Below are 15,649 nucleotides of genomic sequence, written 5' to 3' on the forward strand. Positions count from 1 at the left end.
GCGGGAAGACGAGGGCTGTCATCGGGGTCCTTCAGCGGCAGGGGAACGGGCAAGTCGGGCGACAGGCAAAGGGGAGCGACAGGCAGGCGGCGTAGGCCATCCGACCGGGGCAGGCCGGCACAAAACCCGGATGCGGACTTTCTGTCAATCGGAATGTTCTTTTTGAAGAACGCCTTTGGGGAGAAGGTCTTTTTTCCCCGATTCGGTCGCGGGGCTTAACCCGCCGCCCCGCGACGATCCGCAAAAAACCGTGCATTCTCTGGGATATGCCCTTGCCTTCGCGGTGCCTCGCGGCCCAGGACGGCACAGATCGCAGGAGTGGGCGATGCGACGGCAACCCTTCGGACGCACCGGGCCCGCGGTGCCGGTGATCGGGCAGGGAACCTGGTACCTCGACGCGGGCGAGCCGACCGTAGCCGCCGCGGCGCTGAACCGCGGTCTCGATGTCGGGATGAGCCATGTCGACACCGCCGAGATGTATGGCGAGGCCGAGCCGCTGATCGCCGAGGCGATCGGCGACCGGCGCGACGAGGTGTTTCTGGTCTCGAAGGTGCTGCCGGGGAACGCCTCGCGCCGCGGCACGATCGAGGCCTGCGAGCGCACGCTGCGCCGCCTGCGCACCGACCGGCTCGACTGCTACCTGCTGCACTGGCGCGGGCCGCATCCGCTGTCCGAGACCTTCGCGGCCTTCGAGGAACTGGTGCGGGTGGGCAAGATCCTGTCCTGGGGCGTCAGCAACTTCGACGCCGCCGATCTCGACGAGGCGCTGGCCGTCGCCGGTCCGGACCGCATCGCCTGCAACCAGGTGCTCTACCACCTGGAGGAGCGGGCGATCGAGCATTCCGTCCTGCCCTGGTGCCGGCGCCACGGCGTCGTGGTGGTGGCCTACAGCCCGTTCGGCCATGACAGCTTCCCGGGTCCGGCGACGCCGGGCGGCCGGGTGCTGGCGGAGATCGCGCGGGACCACAATGCCACGCCGCGGCAAGTGGCGCTGGCGGCGCTCACCCGCGGGCCGGGCGTGCTCGCGATCCCGAAAGCCTCGAGCCCCGCCCACGCGGCCGAGAATGCCGGCGGCGGCAGCCTGACCTTGAGCGATGCCGAGTTCGCCCGCATCGACGCCGCCTTCCCGCGGGGGCCGGAGCCGCGGCATTTGCCGATGCTGTAATACCCTCGCGCATGGGCGCCGACGCCTGTTCGGGCTTGCCGTGGGCCTAAGACCGGGGCCGGTCGAACGCGCGGCAGCGGAAGGGGTTCGGCTTCGCAACGCCTCTGTGACGGGGAAAGGTGACGGCGTGCTGGCTGTCGACCGAAGCCCCCGCTTCGACGGGCTATGCCACCCCGCGATCCGGCGCCGCAGTCGCATGCAGGCTGTCGCGCAGGGCCAGGATCTCGTCGCGCAGGGTCATCAGCCGCTCCGCCGGCTGGCCGGAGGCGCAGACGATCTCGTTGGGGAACGGCATGGCCCTGTCGCGCAAGGCCGCCCCTCCCTCGGTCAGGTTGATGCGCATCAGCCGCTCGTCGTGGACGTCCCGGGTGCGGCGGACGAAGCCTGCCGCCTCCAGGCGCTTGAGCAGCGGCGTCAGCGTGCCGGAATCGAGGTAGAGGCGCTGGCCCAAGCTCTTCATCGTCTGCCCGTCCTGTTCCCAGAGCAGGAGCAGCACCAGGTATTGCGGATAGGTCAGGCCGATCCGGTCGAGGAGTGGCTTGTAGATCCGGTTGAAGGCATGTGCCGCGGAGTAGACCGCGAAGCAGATCTGGCTGGAGAGGTGCAGGTCGTCGGCTTTCCCGGCGGTCGCGTCGCTGTCGGCCTCGGACATGTCCTGGTTCCTCGCACATGAAGCCCGGCCCGATCCCGACCGAGGGCTTGGACACACATACGCTCGCCGTGGCGCAAAAACAAATTGCGCACAATCAAAATTGGGTCTATGAACGGTGCCGCGGCGGCCGAGGCCGCCCCAAGCTTCGAGGAGAGCCCCATGTCCGTCGACGTGAAGTACAGCACCCAGGCCACCGCGAATGGCGGTCGCGACGGTCGCGCCCAGACTCAGGACGGCAGCCTCGACGTCAAGCTGTCGACTCCCAAGGAGCTCGGCGGTGCCGGCGGCGCCGGCAACAACCCCGAGCAGCTCTTCGCGGCCGGCTACGCCGCCTGCTTCCTCGGCGCGATGAAGTTCGTCGGCGGCCAGGAGAAGATCGCCGTCCCGGCCGACACCACCGTCACCGCCAAGGTCGGCATCGGCCCGCGCTCCGAGGGCGGCTTCGGCATCACCGCCGACCTGACCATCACGCTGCCGGGCCTCGACAAGGAGACCGCCGAGACGCTGGTCGAGAAGGCCCACCAGGTGTGCCCGTACTCGAACGCCACCCGCGGCAACGTCGATGTCGGCCTGACCATCGCGTAGTCATCGGGGACCGGGCGGGCCTCGCGCCCGCCCGACCCTCCGCCGGGCGCCCCTCCTCGCGGAGCGGGCGCCGTGTCGTCGTCAGTCGGGCCGGCGCAGGCAGGCCGCGGCGAGCGCCAGGAAGGCGCGGGCGCGGTGCGACAGCGCCTCGCGCGTCGCCCAGTCGATGCCGTGCTTCTCCTCCGAGGACAGCTCCCCGAAGGTGAGCGGGCTCTCGTCGGGCTTGAACATCGGATCGTAGCCGAAGCCCTTGTCGCCGCGGGGGGGCCAGACCAGCTCGCCGAACACCCGTCCCTCGAACAGCTCCTCGTGCCCGTCCGGCCAGGTCAGGACCAGGGCCGAGACGAAGTGCGACCGGCGATCGGTCGCGCCGCGGGTCGCCAGTTCGCGCTCGATGCGCGCCATCGCGCCGGAAAAATCCTTCGAGCCCCCGGACCAGCGGGCCGAGAACAGGCCGGGCGCCCCGTCGAGGGCATCGACGCAGAGTCCCGAATCGTCGGCGAAGGCCGGCAGGCCGGTGGCCGCGGTCGCCGCCCGCGCCTTGATCGCGGCGTTCTCGGCAAACATCGTGCCCGTCTCGTCCGGCTCGGGCAGGTTCAGCTCGCCGGCCGAGACCGCCTCGACGCCGAAAGGGGCCAGCAATTCGCGCATCTCGCGCAGCTTGCCGGCATTGTGGGTCGCGATCACGACCCGTCCGGTGAGGAGGCGGGCCATCAGGCGATCGCCTGCTTCTGGAGCGCCACCAGCGCGGCGGTGCCGGTCTTGGCGAGGCGCAGGAGGCTCAGGAACTCCTCCTCCGAGAACGGCTTGCCCTCGGCGGTCCCCTGCACCTCGACGAGGCCGCCGCTGCCGGTGATGACGAAGTTGGCGTCGGTCTCGGCGCCGGAATCCTCGGCGTAGTCGAGGTCGAGCACCGGCGTCCCCTTGTGGATGCCGCAGGAGATCGCCGCGACGTGGTCGCGCATCGGATCGACCGAGATGATCGAGCGGCCGCGCATCCAGGTGAAGCACTCGTGCAGCGCCACCCAGGCACCGGTGATCGCCGCCGTGCGGGTGCCGCCATCCGCCTGGAGCACGTCGCAATCGACCACGATCTGGCGCTCGCCCATCGCCGGCAGGTTGACGACGGCGCGCAGCGAGCGGCCGATCAGACGCTGGATCTCCTGGGTGCGGCCGGACGGCTTGCCGGCATTGACCTCGCGCCGGTTGCGGTCGTGGGTGGCGCGCGGCAGCATGCTGTACTCGGCCGTCACCCAGCCCTTGCCGGAGCCGCGCAGCCAGGACGGGCCGCGCTCCTCGAGCGAGGCGGTGCACAGCACCTTGGTCTCGCCGAAGCCGACGAGGCACGAGCCCTCGGCGTAGCGCGAGACGCCCCGCTCCAGCGTGACCTTGCGCAGCTCGTCGGGGGCGCGCTTCGAGGGGCGCATGGGCAACTCCTGTCCAGGGCGCCGCGCTCGACCGGCGCGACGCGGGATTTTCGCGGGGGCCGCGCGCTCTTAGGCGTTGGCGCCGGGGGCGGCAAGGGGAGCCGGCGCCCGGACGCGAACGCGAAAAGGGCCCGGACGCGAAGCGACCGGGCCCGACAGCCAATCTCAGCGGGTCCTAGTAGTACCCGTGCCCCCGGTGATGGTGCCGGCCGTGGTGATGGCCCCAGTGCCGGTGGTGATGGTGGTGGCCCCAATGGCCGTGATGGCGGCGGTGATGGCCCCAGCCGCCATGGTGGTGATGGCGATGGCCCCAGCCGTGATGATGGCCGTACTGCACCTGCACCAGACCGGCCTCGGGCGCGGGGCTCGCGCCCGGCGCGAAGGGCGCCGCCTCGGCGGCCCCGGTCGCGAAGAGACCGCCCGCCATCAGCGCGGCCGCCGCGAGGAGCCGCTTGCCGGCCAGCATCGGGTTGCGCGTCGTCAGCATGTTCGCCTCCGTCTCGTCTCGCCGCATCGGGTGCGGCCATGACGGGCAGAGTGGCGCCGGCAGCCTGAACGGGCCGTGAGACCTTGTGTCGGCTCCCGTTCAGGCAGGATGCGACAGGGGCGGGCGACGGAGAATCCGCCGCCGCGCGGCTTCGCGTCCGCTTGCGCGGAACGCGCCGGCGCCTCACAGTAAGGGGTCGTTTGGCTCCCGTAGGGTTGATGAACACGCGCGATCTCCCACCCCTGCCCGGCGGCTCCGGACAAGCCCGTGCCATTGCCGAGCTCAACGAGCGCTCGCGGGAAATCTTTCGCCAGATCGTCGAGAGCTACCTCGCCACGGGCGAGCCGGTGGGGTCGCGCAACCTCGCCCGCATCCTGCCGATGGCGCTCTCGCCGGCCTCGATCCGCAACGTGATGTCGGATCTGGAGCAGGCCGGGCTGATCTACGCCCCCCATACCAGCGCCGGCCGGCTCCCCACCGAGCACGGCCTGCGCTTCTTCGTCGACGCGCTGCTCGAACTCGGCGATGTCGGCCAGGAGGAGCAGGGCCGGATCGAGGCGCAGATGCGCGCCGCCGCCTCGCGCCACACCTTCGAGAGCGCGCTCACCGAGGCCTCGGTGCTGCTCTCGGGCATCTCGCGCGGGGCCGGCGTCGTCGTCACCGCCAAGCAGAACCCGCGCCTGCGCCACATCGAGTTCGTGCGCCTCGATCCCGGCCGCGCCCTGGTGGTGCTGGTCTCCGACGACGGTTCGGTCGAGAACCGCCTGCTCGACCTGCCGGTCGGCCTGCCGGCGGGCGCGCTCCAGGAGGCCTCAAACTTCCTCAACGCCCGCATCCGCGGCCGTACGCTCGGCGAGGTCCGGGGCGAGATCGAGGCCGCCCGGGCGGCGATGAAGCAGGAACTCGACGAGATCACCGGGCGCCTGGTCGATGCGGGCCTCGCCCGGTCGGTCGGCCCGAGCGAGGAGCGCCAGCTGATCGTGCGCGGCCAGGCCAACCTCCTCGACGACCTGCGCGCGGCGGAGGACCTGGAGCGCATCCGCCTGCTCTTCAGCGACCTCGAGAGCCAGAAGGACGTGATCGACCTCCTGTCCCGCGCCGAGGGCGGCGAGGGCGTGCGGATCTTCATCGGCTCGGAGAACAAGCTGTTCTCGCTCTCCGGCTCGTCGATGATCGCGGCCCCGTTCCGGGACGGCAGCCAGACCATCGTGGGCGTCGTCGGCGTCATCGGGCCGACCCGGCTCAACTACGCCCGCATCGTCCCGATGGTCGATTTCACCGCCCGGGTGGTGTCGCGGATGCTGGAGCGCGGGCGGGTCTGACCTGCGTCGCCGGCGCAAGCGTTTTGTGGTGTGGGGAACGCAGAAAACCTGCTTGTCCCCCGGATTCACAAGCGGGCCGGGCTCGGTCATGGTCGGGGGATGGTTCGCGATTCCCTCCCCGCGTGAGCGCCCCGTCCCGTCCCCTGCGCAGCCACCAGCGCAGCCTGTCCGAGATCGTGGCCTCGCTCGCCCGCGGCGAGGCGTCCGGCATCGCCGACATCCTGGCGGCGGTGACGCCCGGCGGCGGCAAGTCGCTGCTGCCGGTCATCGCGGCCGCGCGGCTGATCGCGGCCGGCCTCGTCGACCGGGTGGTCTGGGTCGTACCGCGGGATTCCCTGCGTCTCCAGGCCGAGGAGGCCTTCGCCGATCCGGCCTGGCGCGCGGCCCTCGGCCACGCCCTCTCGGTGCGGGCGGCCGACAACGCGCCCGATCCGAGCCGGGGGCTGGCCGGCTACGTCACCACCTACCAGGCGGTGGCGGCGGCCCCCGCCCTGCACCTCGCCGAGATGCGGCGCCACCGCACGCTGCTGGTCGTCGACGAGGTCCACCACCTGCCGGCGATCGCGGACGGGGATGCGGGCAGCGAGGCGGCCGCCTGGAGCCAGGCCCTGCTGCCGCTGTTCCGCGAGGCGCGGTTGCGGCTTCTCCTCTCCGGCACCCTGGAGCGGGCCGACGGGCGGCGCATCCTGTGGCTGCCCTACCGCACGGAGAACGGCTCGGCCGTGCCGGACATCGAGGCGCCGGGCTGGGCGGTGATCGGCTATTCCCGCGCCGAGGCCCTGGCCGAGAAGGCGGTGCTGCCGGTCAATTTCGGGGCGCTCGACGGCGAGGCGAGCTGGCTCGAGGGCGGGCGCACCAGCGGCCAGGCCCGGGTCGGCCCGCACCGGCTCTCCGGCCCGGGGCCGAGCGCCACGACCCGGCCGGCCCTGTTCACGGCCCTGCGCACCGGTTTCGCCCGCGACCTCCTGCGGGAGGCCTTCTTCGCCACCCGCCGCCTGCGGGCCGAGCGCCGGCGCAAGCGCGGCCTGTCGGCGACGGAGGCGGTGCGCGGTCTCGGCAAGCTCCTCGTGGTCGCCCCCGACCAGGCGAGCGCGCAGAGCTACCACGCGATGATCCAGGCCTGGATGCCGGAGGAGCAGGCGCGCCGCGACGTGCGTATCGCCACCTCGGCCGAGGCCGATGCTCACGCGGCGCTCGCCGCCTTCCGGCTCACCCCCGAGCCCGCCGTGCTGGTGACGGTGGCGATGGCCTATGAGGGGCTCGATGCCCCCGAGGTCGCCGTGGTGGCGGCGCTGACCCATATCCGCTCGCGCCCGTGGCTCGAGCAGATGATCGCCCGGGCGACCCGGGTCGATCCCCATGCCGGCGACTACGCCGACCAGCACGCCCTGGTCTTTCACCCCGACGACCCGCTCTTCGCCCGTTTCCGCGCCCGGATCGAGACCGAGCAGGCCACCGCGACCCGCCCGCGCAAGCGCCCGACCGGGGCGGCCTCGCCCGAGCCGCGGCCGCCGGCGCAGACCGACGACGGCATCGTGCCGCTGGAGAGCAACGCGCTCGGCTTACGCTACGCCATGCTGCGGCCCGGCCCCTCCGTGGCGATGGCCCGCGAGGAGGCCAGGCAGGCAACGGACGAGCCGGCACCGGTGCCGCCCTCGCGGATCGAACGGGCCCTGCGCGCCCGGGTCGCCGCCATGGTGACGGCGCAGGCGGTGGAGGACGAGGCCGAGCTGCGCCGGACCGGCGGCACTCCCCTGCCCCACCGCTACAACGCCGTGCTCAAGCGCCTGTTCGGCAACAAGAGCCGCGCGGCGATGACCGTCGAGGAGCTCGAATCGGCCCTGTCTTGGCTGGAGCGCAACCGGTTGCAGGACCACCTGCACCTCCTCGAGGGCGATTCGCGCTACGCCTGGAGCGCGCGGCGGCGCTGGGCGGGGATGGAGCGGCGGCCGGGGTAAGTCTATCGCCCCGGCTCTCCCTGATACCAGGAAGTCGCGGGATGCCCTCCCCCGTGTGGGAGAGGGGGAGGGGTGCGGGCGGCGCGCGTCCAGATGAAGCTTAAATTTGCGCGCTGGCAGCGGGACGCTTCGGCGTTCTTGCGGGACCGTCTCCACCCTCACCCCTAACCCCTCTCCCACGCGGGAGAGGGGGACGCGCTTGCCTGGAAATGTGGGGCGGGAATTTTCGGTGCCGCTCCCGCCCGCTGCCCTTGCGGGACCGCCGCGCCACCCCATCTCGACGGCTCACGCGGAACGGAGCCCCCGATGTTCGACGCCAAGCGCCTGCTCGACCAGTTCCTCGGTGGCTCATCGAGAGGCGGCTCCTTCGGCGGCGGCCATCCCGGCCATCAGGCGCCCTATGGCCAAGCGCCCTACGGCCAGGCGCCCTCCCCCCTCGAACAGGTCGCCCGTTCCCTCGGCGGAGGCGGCGGCAAGGGCGCGATCCTCGGCGGCCTCGCCTCGCTGGTTCTCGGCGGGCGGCGCGGCGGGGGCGGCTTTGGATCCTCCGGGTTCGGGATGCCCGGCGGCGGCATGCCCGGCGGAATACCCGGCGGAATACCCGGAATGGGGTCGGCCGGCCGCCTCGGCGGCCTCGCCCTCGTCGCCACGCTGGCCTATCAGGCCTATCAGAACTGGCAGGCGAACCAGGGCCAGCGCGGTGCCCCGCCCACCGGCCGGGCGGCCGGCTTCATTCCGTCCCCCGACGAGGCGTCGAGGATGCTCGGCGGCACGCGGTTCGCGCCGGCCTCCGCGGCCGACGAGCAGGACCGCGCCCGGGCCCTCCTGATCGCGATGATCACCGCCGCGAAGGCCGACGGCCACATCGATGCCGACGAGCAGGCCCGCATCTTCGGCGAGATGGACCGCCACGCGCTCGATGCCGACGACAAGGCCTTCCTGATGGATGCCCTGCGGGCGCCCGTCGATGTCGAGGCGGTGGCGCGCCTCGCCCGCAACCCGGAACAGGCGACCGAGCTCTACGCCGCCTCCCTGATGGCGATCACGGTCGACACGCACCAGGAGCGGGCCTATCTCGACCACCTCGCCCGCTCCCTGCGGCTCGATCCGGGCTTGGTGCGACACATCGAGGCCACGCTCGCCTCCGCGGCGTCGCAAAGGTGAAGACTTCGTTACCGGCGTTAACCATTCGCTAACCATCAAGCGCGCCTGATGGGCTGGTAACGAGTCGTAAACCCGTGACCAGCCAGACCCAAACCCGCCCACCGATCCGCTTCCGTGGCCGCTCGTTCCTGGCGGTCGTGCTCGCGCCGGAAGCCCCGATCGAGGATTGGCTCGCCGACCTCGACGCCCTTGCCAAGCGCTCTCCGGCGTTCTTCGCCGGCCGTGCCGTGATCCTGGACGTGACCGCCCTGGCGCCGAGCCGGGAGGCACTGAAGGGCCTGGTGGCCGCCCTCAACGAGCGCGAGATCCCGATCATGGGAATCGAGGGCGCCGGGGCCGGTACGCTGGGACCCGGGATGCCGCCGCCGCTGAACGGCGGCCGGCCCTCCGGCGAGGTGGCGATGCCGGGCGAGACCCCGGCCGCCCCGGTCGAGCGGGTCACCGGCGCGAAATCGCTGATGCTGGAGAGCCCGGTGCGCTCCGGCCAGGCGATCCTCTTCCCCGAGGGCGACGTGACCGTGATGGGCTCGGTGGCCTCGGGCGCCGAAGTCATCGCCGGCGGCTCGATCCACATCTACGGGGCACTCCGCGGCCGGGCCATCGCGGGGGCCGCCGGATCGCCGGGCGCCCGCATCTTCTGCCGCAAGTTCGAGCCCGAGCTGCTCGCGATCGACGGCCTCTACCGCATCGCCGACGACATCGACCCCGCCTTGCGCGGCCGTGCCGTGCAGGTCTGGCTCGAGGGCGACGCCATGCGCACGGCGGCCCTCGACTGACCATCACCCCACCCCGGGGGCCCCGCGGCAACGCTCCGCGGACGGGGTGAGACGCAAAGAAAACACACGCAGCGGCCGCGCCGGCCGCGACTTCGCACCGACAATCAAGGGGGACCAATGGCCAAAGTCATCGTGGTGACATCCGGCAAGGGAGGGGTGGGCAAGACCACCACGACGGCGGCCCTGGGTGCCGCCCTCGCCAAGACCGGTCAGACCGTCTGCGTCGTCGACTTCGACGTCGGCCTGCGCAACCTCGACCTCATCATGGGCGCCGAGCGCCGCGTCGTCTACGACCTCATCAACGTCGTCCAGGGCGACGCCAAGCTCACCCAGGCCCTCATCCGCGACAAGCGCCTCGACACCCTCTCGTTGCTCCCCGCCTCGCAGACCCGCGACAAGGACGCGCTCACCGACGAGGGCGTCGCCCGGGTGATCGGCGAGCTGCGCGAGAAGTTCGACTGGGTGATCTGCGACAGCCCGGCCGGCATCGAGCGCGGGGCGACGCTGGCCATGCGCCATGCCGACATCGCCGTGGTCGTGACCAATCCCGAAGTCTCCTCGGTGCGCGATTCGGATCGTATCATCGGCCTGCTGGATTCCAAGACCGAGCGCGCCGAAAAGGGCGAGCGTCTGGAGAAGCACCTGATCCTCACCCGCTACGACCCCGGCCGGGCCGAGCGCGGCGAGATGCTGAAGATCGAGGACGTTCTGGAGATCCTGTCGATCCCGCTCCTGGCGGTGATCCCGGAGAGCGAGGAGGTGCTGAAGGCCTCCAACCTCGGCAGCCCGGTGACGCTCAACGCGCCGCAGAGCGCGCCGGCCCGGGCCTATGCCGACGCGGTGCGCCGTCTCAAGGGCGAGACCGTGGCGATGACGGTCCCGTCCGAGAAGCGCTCGCTCCTTGGCAAGCTGTTCACCCGGAGGGCGGCATGAACCTGCTGAGCTTCCTGTCGCTGTCGCGACGCGGCACGGCGCCGGTGGCGCGCGAGCGCCTGCAGATCCTGCTGGCGCACGAGCGCACCGCCTTCGGGCGCTCGGACCTGGTGGCGATCCTGCGCGAGGAGATCCTGGCGGTGATCGCCAAGCACGTCGCCATCGATCAGGAGAAGGTGAAGGTGACGATGGAGCGGGGCGAGGCCGTCTCGACCCTCGGCGTCGACATCGAGCTTCCCGACAGCAAGGTCGCCCGGCTCGCCAGCGCGTGACGCCGTCGCGGCGACCGCGCATCGCAGTCGCGGCGACCGCGCAGCGGTCGCGGAGGGCGCCGGAAGTGCGCTACAGGCCGGACCGGCGCGGGAAATTCCGATTCCCGCGCCGGTCCGCGAGAGGTCGAGGTCATGTCGGACGCGCCCACCATCTACGCCAACACCCTGATGGCCCTCAGCCTGCGCCGGCCGGGCATCCTTCAAGTCACCCTCGGCACCGCCGGCTTCAGCGGCGACGACATCGAGGTCGCGGTGCGGCTCGCCGTGCCGGAGGATACCGCCGTCGAGATCGTCGAGGCTCTGGTCGAGGGCCTGCAGGCGGCGGCCGAGGAGGACGAAGAGGACGACGAGACGCCCGAGCCCTACGAGGCCTCCGTCGGCGACGTCGCGACCGCGGGGCTGCTCGCCACCACGCTGGCCACCGCCATGGGCGACGCCCTCGACTTGGTGGCCGCGAGGCCCGATTTCCTCGAGCGCCTGACCGAGATCGAGGAGCGCGCCGTCCTGACGACGCGCAACTCGGTCTCCGAAGGCGTCTCGGTCGACGACGAGGCCAAGGCCGTCCGCGACACCGTCGCGGTGCTCCGGAGCCTCTTCGCCCAGTGGCGCAAGGACCATGTCCCGCCGGCCCCGCCCGAGGACGGCGAATCCAAGGACGGGGGCCCCCAGGCCGGAGGACCCGAGGACGGGGGACCGGAGGACGGGCAGTCCGGGAATGGGGGCGCCAAGGCCTGACCGAGGCCGGTCAGGCCGCCCGGACCGTGGCGAGGAAGCGGTGCACCTCCGCCGAGAGGTGCTCCGACTGGCGCGACAGCGCAGAGGCCGAGGCGAGCACGTGGACGGCCGCCTCCCCGGTCGTCTCGGAGGCCTGGGCGACGCCCGTGATCGTGCCGGTGACCGCGCTGGTGCCGAGCGAGGCCTGCGAGACGTTGCGCACGATCTCCTGGGTGGCGGCGCCCTGCTGCTCGACCGCCGAGGCGATCGAGGCGGCGACGGTGTCGATCTCGCGGATCAGGCCGGTGATCGCGCCGATCGCCCCGACCGTCTGGCTCGTCACCCCCTGGACCTCGCCGATCTGGCGGGCGATCTCATCGGTCGCGCGGGCGGTCTGGTTTGCCAGTTCCTTGACCTCGGCGGCAACGACCGCGAAGCCCCGGCCCGCGTCTCCGGCCCGGGCCGCCTCGATCGTGGCATTGAGCGCCAGGAGATTGGTCTGGCTGGCGATCGTCGAGATCAGGCCGACCATATCGCCGATCTTCGCCGAGGTCCGGTCGAGCGCCTGGACGTAGTGGGTGGTCTGGTTCGCCTCCACGACCGCCCGCTGGGCGAGGCTGGCCGAGCCGGAGACCTGGCGGGCGATCTCGGCGATCGAGGTGCCGAGCTCTTCGGCCGCCACCGCCACCGTGCCGACATTCGTCGCCGCCTCCTCGGCCGCCGCGGCGACGCTCGTCGATTGCGCGGCGGTCTGCGTGGCCGTGGCGGTCATCGACTGGGCGGTGACCTGGAGCCCGGTGGCGGAGGCCGAGACCGCTCCGACGATGCTGCCGATCGCGGTCTCGAAGCCGTCGGCGAGCTCCATCATCGCGTGACGGCGTGCGGCGGAGGCGGCCGCGTCGGCGATCTGGCGCCGCTCGGCGTCCTCGGCGGCCTTCTGCGCCACCATCGCCTTGATGCTCGCGACGGCACGGCCGAGCGCCCCGATCTCGTCGCCACGCCGGCTCTCGGCGATCTCCGCGTCGATCTCGCCGGCGGCCATCCGCTCCAGCACCGCTACGAGCCGGGCGATCGGCCGCCGGATGTTGAGCACCAAAGCGATCGCGGCGCCGAGCAGGCTCAGCAGCATCGCCGCGCCGGCCACGAGGCCGAGCCGCGTCGCCGCCGCGATCCGGTCCGAGGCCCTGTCCATCGCTTCTTGCGTGAAACGGTTCGCATTCCCCACGGATTCGCCGATCGTCGTCTCGGCCTTCGCCGCGAGGGCATCGATCGTGCCGCGGGCCGCCGCCGCCGCGGCGGCGTCGACGGGCCGGCCATACAGGTCGGCACGGGCGATCCTTGCGTAACGCTGCACCGCCTCGGCGAGATCGTGCACGTTGCGCACGCTGTCGCGCAGGACATCCGGCTTGATGGCGATCGTGATCGGTCGCGCGAGGCCCGCGGCCACGGCCTTCGCCTGGTCGAGCGCCGCCGTCACGGCGGCGTCGGCGGCCGCGGCACTGGGCGCCAGCTCCACCGTCTTCTGGCCGATCTGGATCCGGCTGACCGCGAGCTGCGCTTGCGAGATCCCGCGCAGGATGGTCGCTTCCCGCGCCACCGTCTCGTTCGCCGCGTGGATCTCGGTGTTGCTGGACCATTGGTTGAAGACGGCGCCGCCGGCGAACAGCGCGGTGACGGCCGACGACAGCGCCAGTTTGCGCCCGATGCTGAGCCTGATCATCGAAGGACCCATCGTCCCAAAACGGACAAATTATCGATCGGTTCAAGTTAAGAATGTCGTGTTGACAAAAGGTTTCTGATGGCTGGGAAAGTCATATGAAAATTGTCCCACGCACAGTGGAACCATTCGACACTACAACCCTTACGTTGGTGCAACCGCGTGAGGTGTCGGGGTCTCACGATCATCCATCGATGACGTGCGGGACGAAACGGGCGCGGTCCGTGGTGATCATCCCGTCGCTCTCGCGCAGGCCGATCCCGGCGGGCGCATCGCCGACGATCCAGCTGCCGACCAGGGCGTGGCGGCCGTGAAAGCACGGCAGCAGGCCGAGCCCCTGACGGACGAAGCCCTCCGCCCCGTAAGGCCCGTCGCCGCTTGCCGCGACGGCGCCGTCGCGCACGATCAGGACGTTGGCGCCCTCCCGGGCATAGAGCGGCTTCTTCACGAAGCTCGTCCCAAGTGAAGCCTTGGCGGGATCCTCCTCGAAGAAGGCCGGCAGCAGGTTCGGGTGGCCTGGCGCCATCGCCCAGAGATGGGCCAGCATGCCCTTGTTGGAGAGGACCGCCTTCCAGGGCGGCTCCAGGAAGCGGGTCGACGACGCGCCGACCGCCCGGCCGAACGCATCAGCGAACATCCACTCCCACGGATAGAGCTTGAACATCGTGTCGATCGGCCGGGCGGCCTCGTCGACGAAGCGCCCGTCGGAATCGAGCCCGATCGCCTCGACCGGCAGGAACGGTGCGGAGAGGCCGGCCTGGAGCGCGCAATCCTGCAGGTAGGCGACCGTGCCGCGATCCTCCGGCGCGTCGGGGACGCAGGCGAAGGCGACGCCTGGAGACCCGGTCGCGGCGCCGATCTCGGCGAAGCGGGCGATCAGCCGCTCGTGCAGGCTGTTGAACTGATCCGTTCCCGCCGGCAGGCGGTTCCGGGCGAGCCCGTCCTCGAGCCAGAGCCACTGGAACACCGCGCTCTCGTAGAGGGCGGTCGGGGTGTCGGCATTGTATTCGAGGAGCTTTGCCGGCCCGGCGTCGCGGCCGCCGTAGCTGAGGTCGAGGCGGCCGTAGAGGCTCGGGTCGCGCCGCCGCCAGCTCGCCCGGATCGCGTCCCAGGCATGGTCCGGAATCTTCAGCGAGGCGAGGATCGCGCCGTCCTCGACCGCGCGCGCGACGAAGGCGAGGCAGAGCGCGTGCAACTCGCGGCTCGGCGCTTCGAGGTCGTCCTCGATCTCCGCCAGGGTGAAGGCATAACAGGCGCTCTCGTCCCAGTACGGCGCGCCGTCGAAGGAGTGGAAGTGGAAGCCGGCCCGCGCCGCATGCGCGCGCCAGTCGGGCCGCTCGGGACAGGCAAGGCGGCGCATCAGCCGCCCGATCCATGCCCGCTGCCGGCATGCCCGCCAGCACTCGCCACCGCCCGCCCGGCCCCGCCGAAGCCGCCGCGGGCCACCAGCCGCGGCGTCGTGGAGGTCGTGCGGGCCACCTCCGTCGGGACCTGCACCCGCGAGCCGCCGCCGACGAACGCGATGCGCCCGCCCGAGCCGGTGCAATAGCCGCCCCCGCCGCCATGGGCGTGCCGCTCCTCCTCCGGGGCGTGCGGGTAGAGCGGCTGGACCGGCAGGGCCTGCTCCGGATTTCGCCCCATCATGAAGGCGGTCATCACCGGCAGGAAGCGGCCCTGCGCCGCCGCCGTCACCGTCGCGCCCGGGACGCAGCCGGCCGACGGGCCGTGGTGGCGCTCGCAATCCTCCAGCGTCTCGTAGCGCGGCGCGGTCGCGGCGTAGGCCACCCGCGCCGCCGCCTCGGCCTCGGTGCAGTCCTGTGCGCTGCGCACCCGGTCGGCGAGGCAGGCGTCGCGCGAGCGGTAGACCAGAACGTCCTCGGTGCGCCGCCCGGCTTCGAGGCGGCTAAGCCCGTAGGCCGTGGCGCCGACGCCGGCGATCAGCACCAGGGAGACGGCGGCCGACCGCTTGGTGCCACGCGCGGACTCCGCCTCGGCGTCGCCCGTGGCCTGGCTCATGCCCTGACTCATGCCGCCTCACTCCGTCATCGCGGCGGCGTTCAGGAGGCCGCCGGCGAGGGAGACGGCGCCCAGCAGGATGGCCGCGGCGATCCGGTCCTCCTCGATCCGCCGCGACAGGTCCGGCACCGCGAGGCGGACCAGCCAGTAGAGCGCGATCTGCACGATCAGGGCGACGAGGCCCCAGACCAGGCAGTCGAGAACGGAGAGGGCGTTGTAGATCGCTACGGCGAGCGGCAGGGTGAAGCCGACGAGGCTGCCGCCGAGCGCGACCGCCGCCGCCACCACGTCCCGGCGGATCAGCGCGAGCTCGTTATGCGCCGTCGCGACGGTGTAGATCACCAGGTAGAGGCCGGTCAGGCCCACCGCCGTGGCGAGAGTGAGCAGGAAGGCCGGCAGCCCGGCGAGCGATGTCATGGGGCGGCGGCCGTGCCGAGGTCGGCGGAGGCTCGCTGGTCGTT

The 15,649-nt window shown here is 71.9% G+C and carries 17 protein-coding genes; 9 read left to right on the forward strand and 8 right to left on the reverse strand.

The features are described 5' to 3' along the window. Positions 1-325 precede the first annotated feature (325 nt). On the forward strand, positions 326-1,165 hold the full coding sequence (locus FF100_RS07035) for an aldo/keto reductase (RefSeq protein ID WP_139034826.1): 840 nt from the start codon (positions 326-328) through the stop codon (positions 1,163-1,165). 163 nt (positions 1,166-1,328) lie between these two features. Here FF100_RS07035 and FF100_RS07040 read toward each other — a convergent pair whose 3' ends face one another. Further along, positions 1,329-1,817, reverse strand: a complete 489-nt coding sequence (locus FF100_RS07040) for a MarR family winged helix-turn-helix transcriptional regulator (RefSeq protein WP_139034827.1) — start codon at positions 1,815-1,817, stop codon at positions 1,329-1,331. Positions 1,818-1,976: 159 nt separating this feature from the next. Here FF100_RS07040 and FF100_RS07045 point away from each other — a divergent pair, with 159 nt between their 5' ends. Next, positions 1,977-2,402 carry an organic hydroperoxide resistance protein gene (locus tag FF100_RS07045; RefSeq protein ID WP_139034828.1) on the forward strand — a complete coding sequence of 142 codons (426 nt, stop codon included), beginning with the start codon at positions 1,977-1,979 and terminating at the stop codon, positions 2,400-2,402. An 81-nt stretch (positions 2,403-2,483) separates the two neighbouring features. Here FF100_RS07045 and rdgB read toward each other — a convergent pair whose 3' ends face one another. From rdgB to FF100_RS07060, 3 genes are all read right to left on the reverse strand, one after another. Next, entirely contained in the window at positions 2,484-3,116 is a 633-nt protein-coding gene (gene rdgB, locus FF100_RS07050; RefSeq protein WP_139034829.1) for an RdgB/HAM1 family non-canonical purine NTP pyrophosphatase, read from the reverse strand. Beyond that, the gene (gene rph, locus FF100_RS07055; protein ID WP_139034830.1) at positions 3,116-3,829 is read right to left on the reverse strand and encodes a ribonuclease PH; all 714 of its coding nucleotides are present in this window, start codon (positions 3,827-3,829) and stop codon (positions 3,116-3,118) included. The genes rdgB and rph overlap by 1 nt, the downstream gene beginning before the upstream one ends. Before the next feature lie 175 nt (positions 3,830-4,004). Next, a complete protein-coding gene (locus tag FF100_RS07060; protein ID WP_246101945.1) occupies positions 4,005-4,316 on the reverse strand; it encodes a hypothetical protein in 312 nt (103 codons plus the stop codon). A gap of 218 nt (positions 4,317-4,534) precedes the next feature. Between FF100_RS07060 and hrcA the strand changes: the two genes are divergently transcribed. The 7 genes from hrcA (at position 4,535) to FF100_RS07095 (ending at position 11,476) form a co-directional block, all read left to right on the forward strand. After that, entirely contained in the window at positions 4,535-5,638 is a 1,104-nt protein-coding gene (gene hrcA / locus FF100_RS07065; RefSeq protein ID WP_139034831.1) for a heat-inducible transcriptional repressor HrcA, read from the forward strand. Between the two features lie 122 nt (positions 5,639-5,760). Then, positions 5,761-7,596 carry a DEAD/DEAH box helicase gene (locus FF100_RS07070; RefSeq protein ID WP_139034832.1) on the forward strand — a complete coding sequence of 612 codons (1,836 nt, stop codon included), beginning with the start codon at positions 5,761-5,763 and terminating at the stop codon, positions 7,594-7,596. 306 nt (positions 7,597-7,902) lie between these two features. Beyond that, positions 7,903-8,760, forward strand: coding sequence for a tellurite resistance TerB family protein (locus tag FF100_RS07075; protein WP_139034833.1), 858 nt, complete (start codon positions 7,903-7,905; stop codon positions 8,758-8,760). A gap of 74 nt (positions 8,761-8,834) precedes the next feature. Further along, on the forward strand, positions 8,835-9,536 hold the full coding sequence (minC, locus tag FF100_RS07080; protein WP_139034834.1) for a septum site-determining protein MinC: 702 nt from the start codon (positions 8,835-8,837) through the stop codon (positions 9,534-9,536). Between the two features lie 117 nt (positions 9,537-9,653). Then, the gene (gene minD / locus FF100_RS07085; RefSeq protein ID WP_139034835.1) at positions 9,654-10,469 is read left to right on the forward strand and encodes a septum site-determining protein MinD; all 816 of its coding nucleotides are present in this window, start codon (positions 9,654-9,656) and stop codon (positions 10,467-10,469) included. A gap of 2 nt (positions 10,470-10,471) precedes the next feature. Continuing rightward, entirely contained in the window at positions 10,472-10,741 is a 270-nt protein-coding gene (minE, locus tag FF100_RS07090; protein WP_425463290.1) for a cell division topological specificity factor MinE, read from the forward strand. A gap of 132 nt (positions 10,742-10,873) precedes the next feature. Next, entirely contained in the window at positions 10,874-11,476 is a 603-nt protein-coding gene (locus FF100_RS07095) for a hypothetical protein (RefSeq protein WP_246101946.1), read from the forward strand. A gap of 10 nt (positions 11,477-11,486) precedes the next feature. Here the strand turns inward: FF100_RS07095 and FF100_RS07100 are convergent, their stop codons facing one another. The 4 genes from FF100_RS07100 to FF100_RS07115 all read right to left on the reverse strand — a co-directional run bounded on the left by FF100_RS07100 (position 11,487) and on the right by FF100_RS07115 (position 15,605). After that, entirely contained in the window at positions 11,487-13,175 is a 1,689-nt protein-coding gene (locus FF100_RS07100) for a methyl-accepting chemotaxis protein (protein WP_139034837.1), read from the reverse strand. Positions 13,176-13,356: 181 nt separating this feature from the next. Beyond that, positions 13,357-14,532 carry a glutathionylspermidine synthase family protein gene (locus FF100_RS07105; RefSeq protein WP_139034838.1) on the reverse strand — a complete coding sequence of 392 codons (1,176 nt, stop codon included), beginning with the start codon at positions 14,530-14,532 and terminating at the stop codon, positions 13,357-13,359. Further along, positions 14,532-15,188: a DUF1190 domain-containing protein gene (locus FF100_RS07110; RefSeq protein ID WP_171070074.1), complete on the reverse strand. Its 657-nt coding sequence runs from the start codon at positions 15,186-15,188 to the stop codon at positions 14,532-14,534. Before FF100_RS07110 ends, FF100_RS07105 begins: the two co-directional genes overlap by 1 nt. An 18-nt stretch (positions 15,189-15,206) precedes the next feature. Continuing rightward, positions 15,207-15,605 (reverse strand): DUF350 domain-containing protein, encoded by a 399-nt coding sequence (locus FF100_RS07115; RefSeq protein ID WP_139034840.1) that lies wholly within the window; start codon positions 15,603-15,605, stop codon positions 15,207-15,209. Positions 15,606-15,649: the final 44 nt, after the last annotated feature.

The sequence above is a fragment of the Methylobacterium terricola genome (assembly GCF_006151805.1).
In the GTDB taxonomy this organism is placed as follows: Bacteria; Pseudomonadota; Alphaproteobacteria; order Rhizobiales; family Beijerinckiaceae; genus Methylobacterium; species Methylobacterium terricola.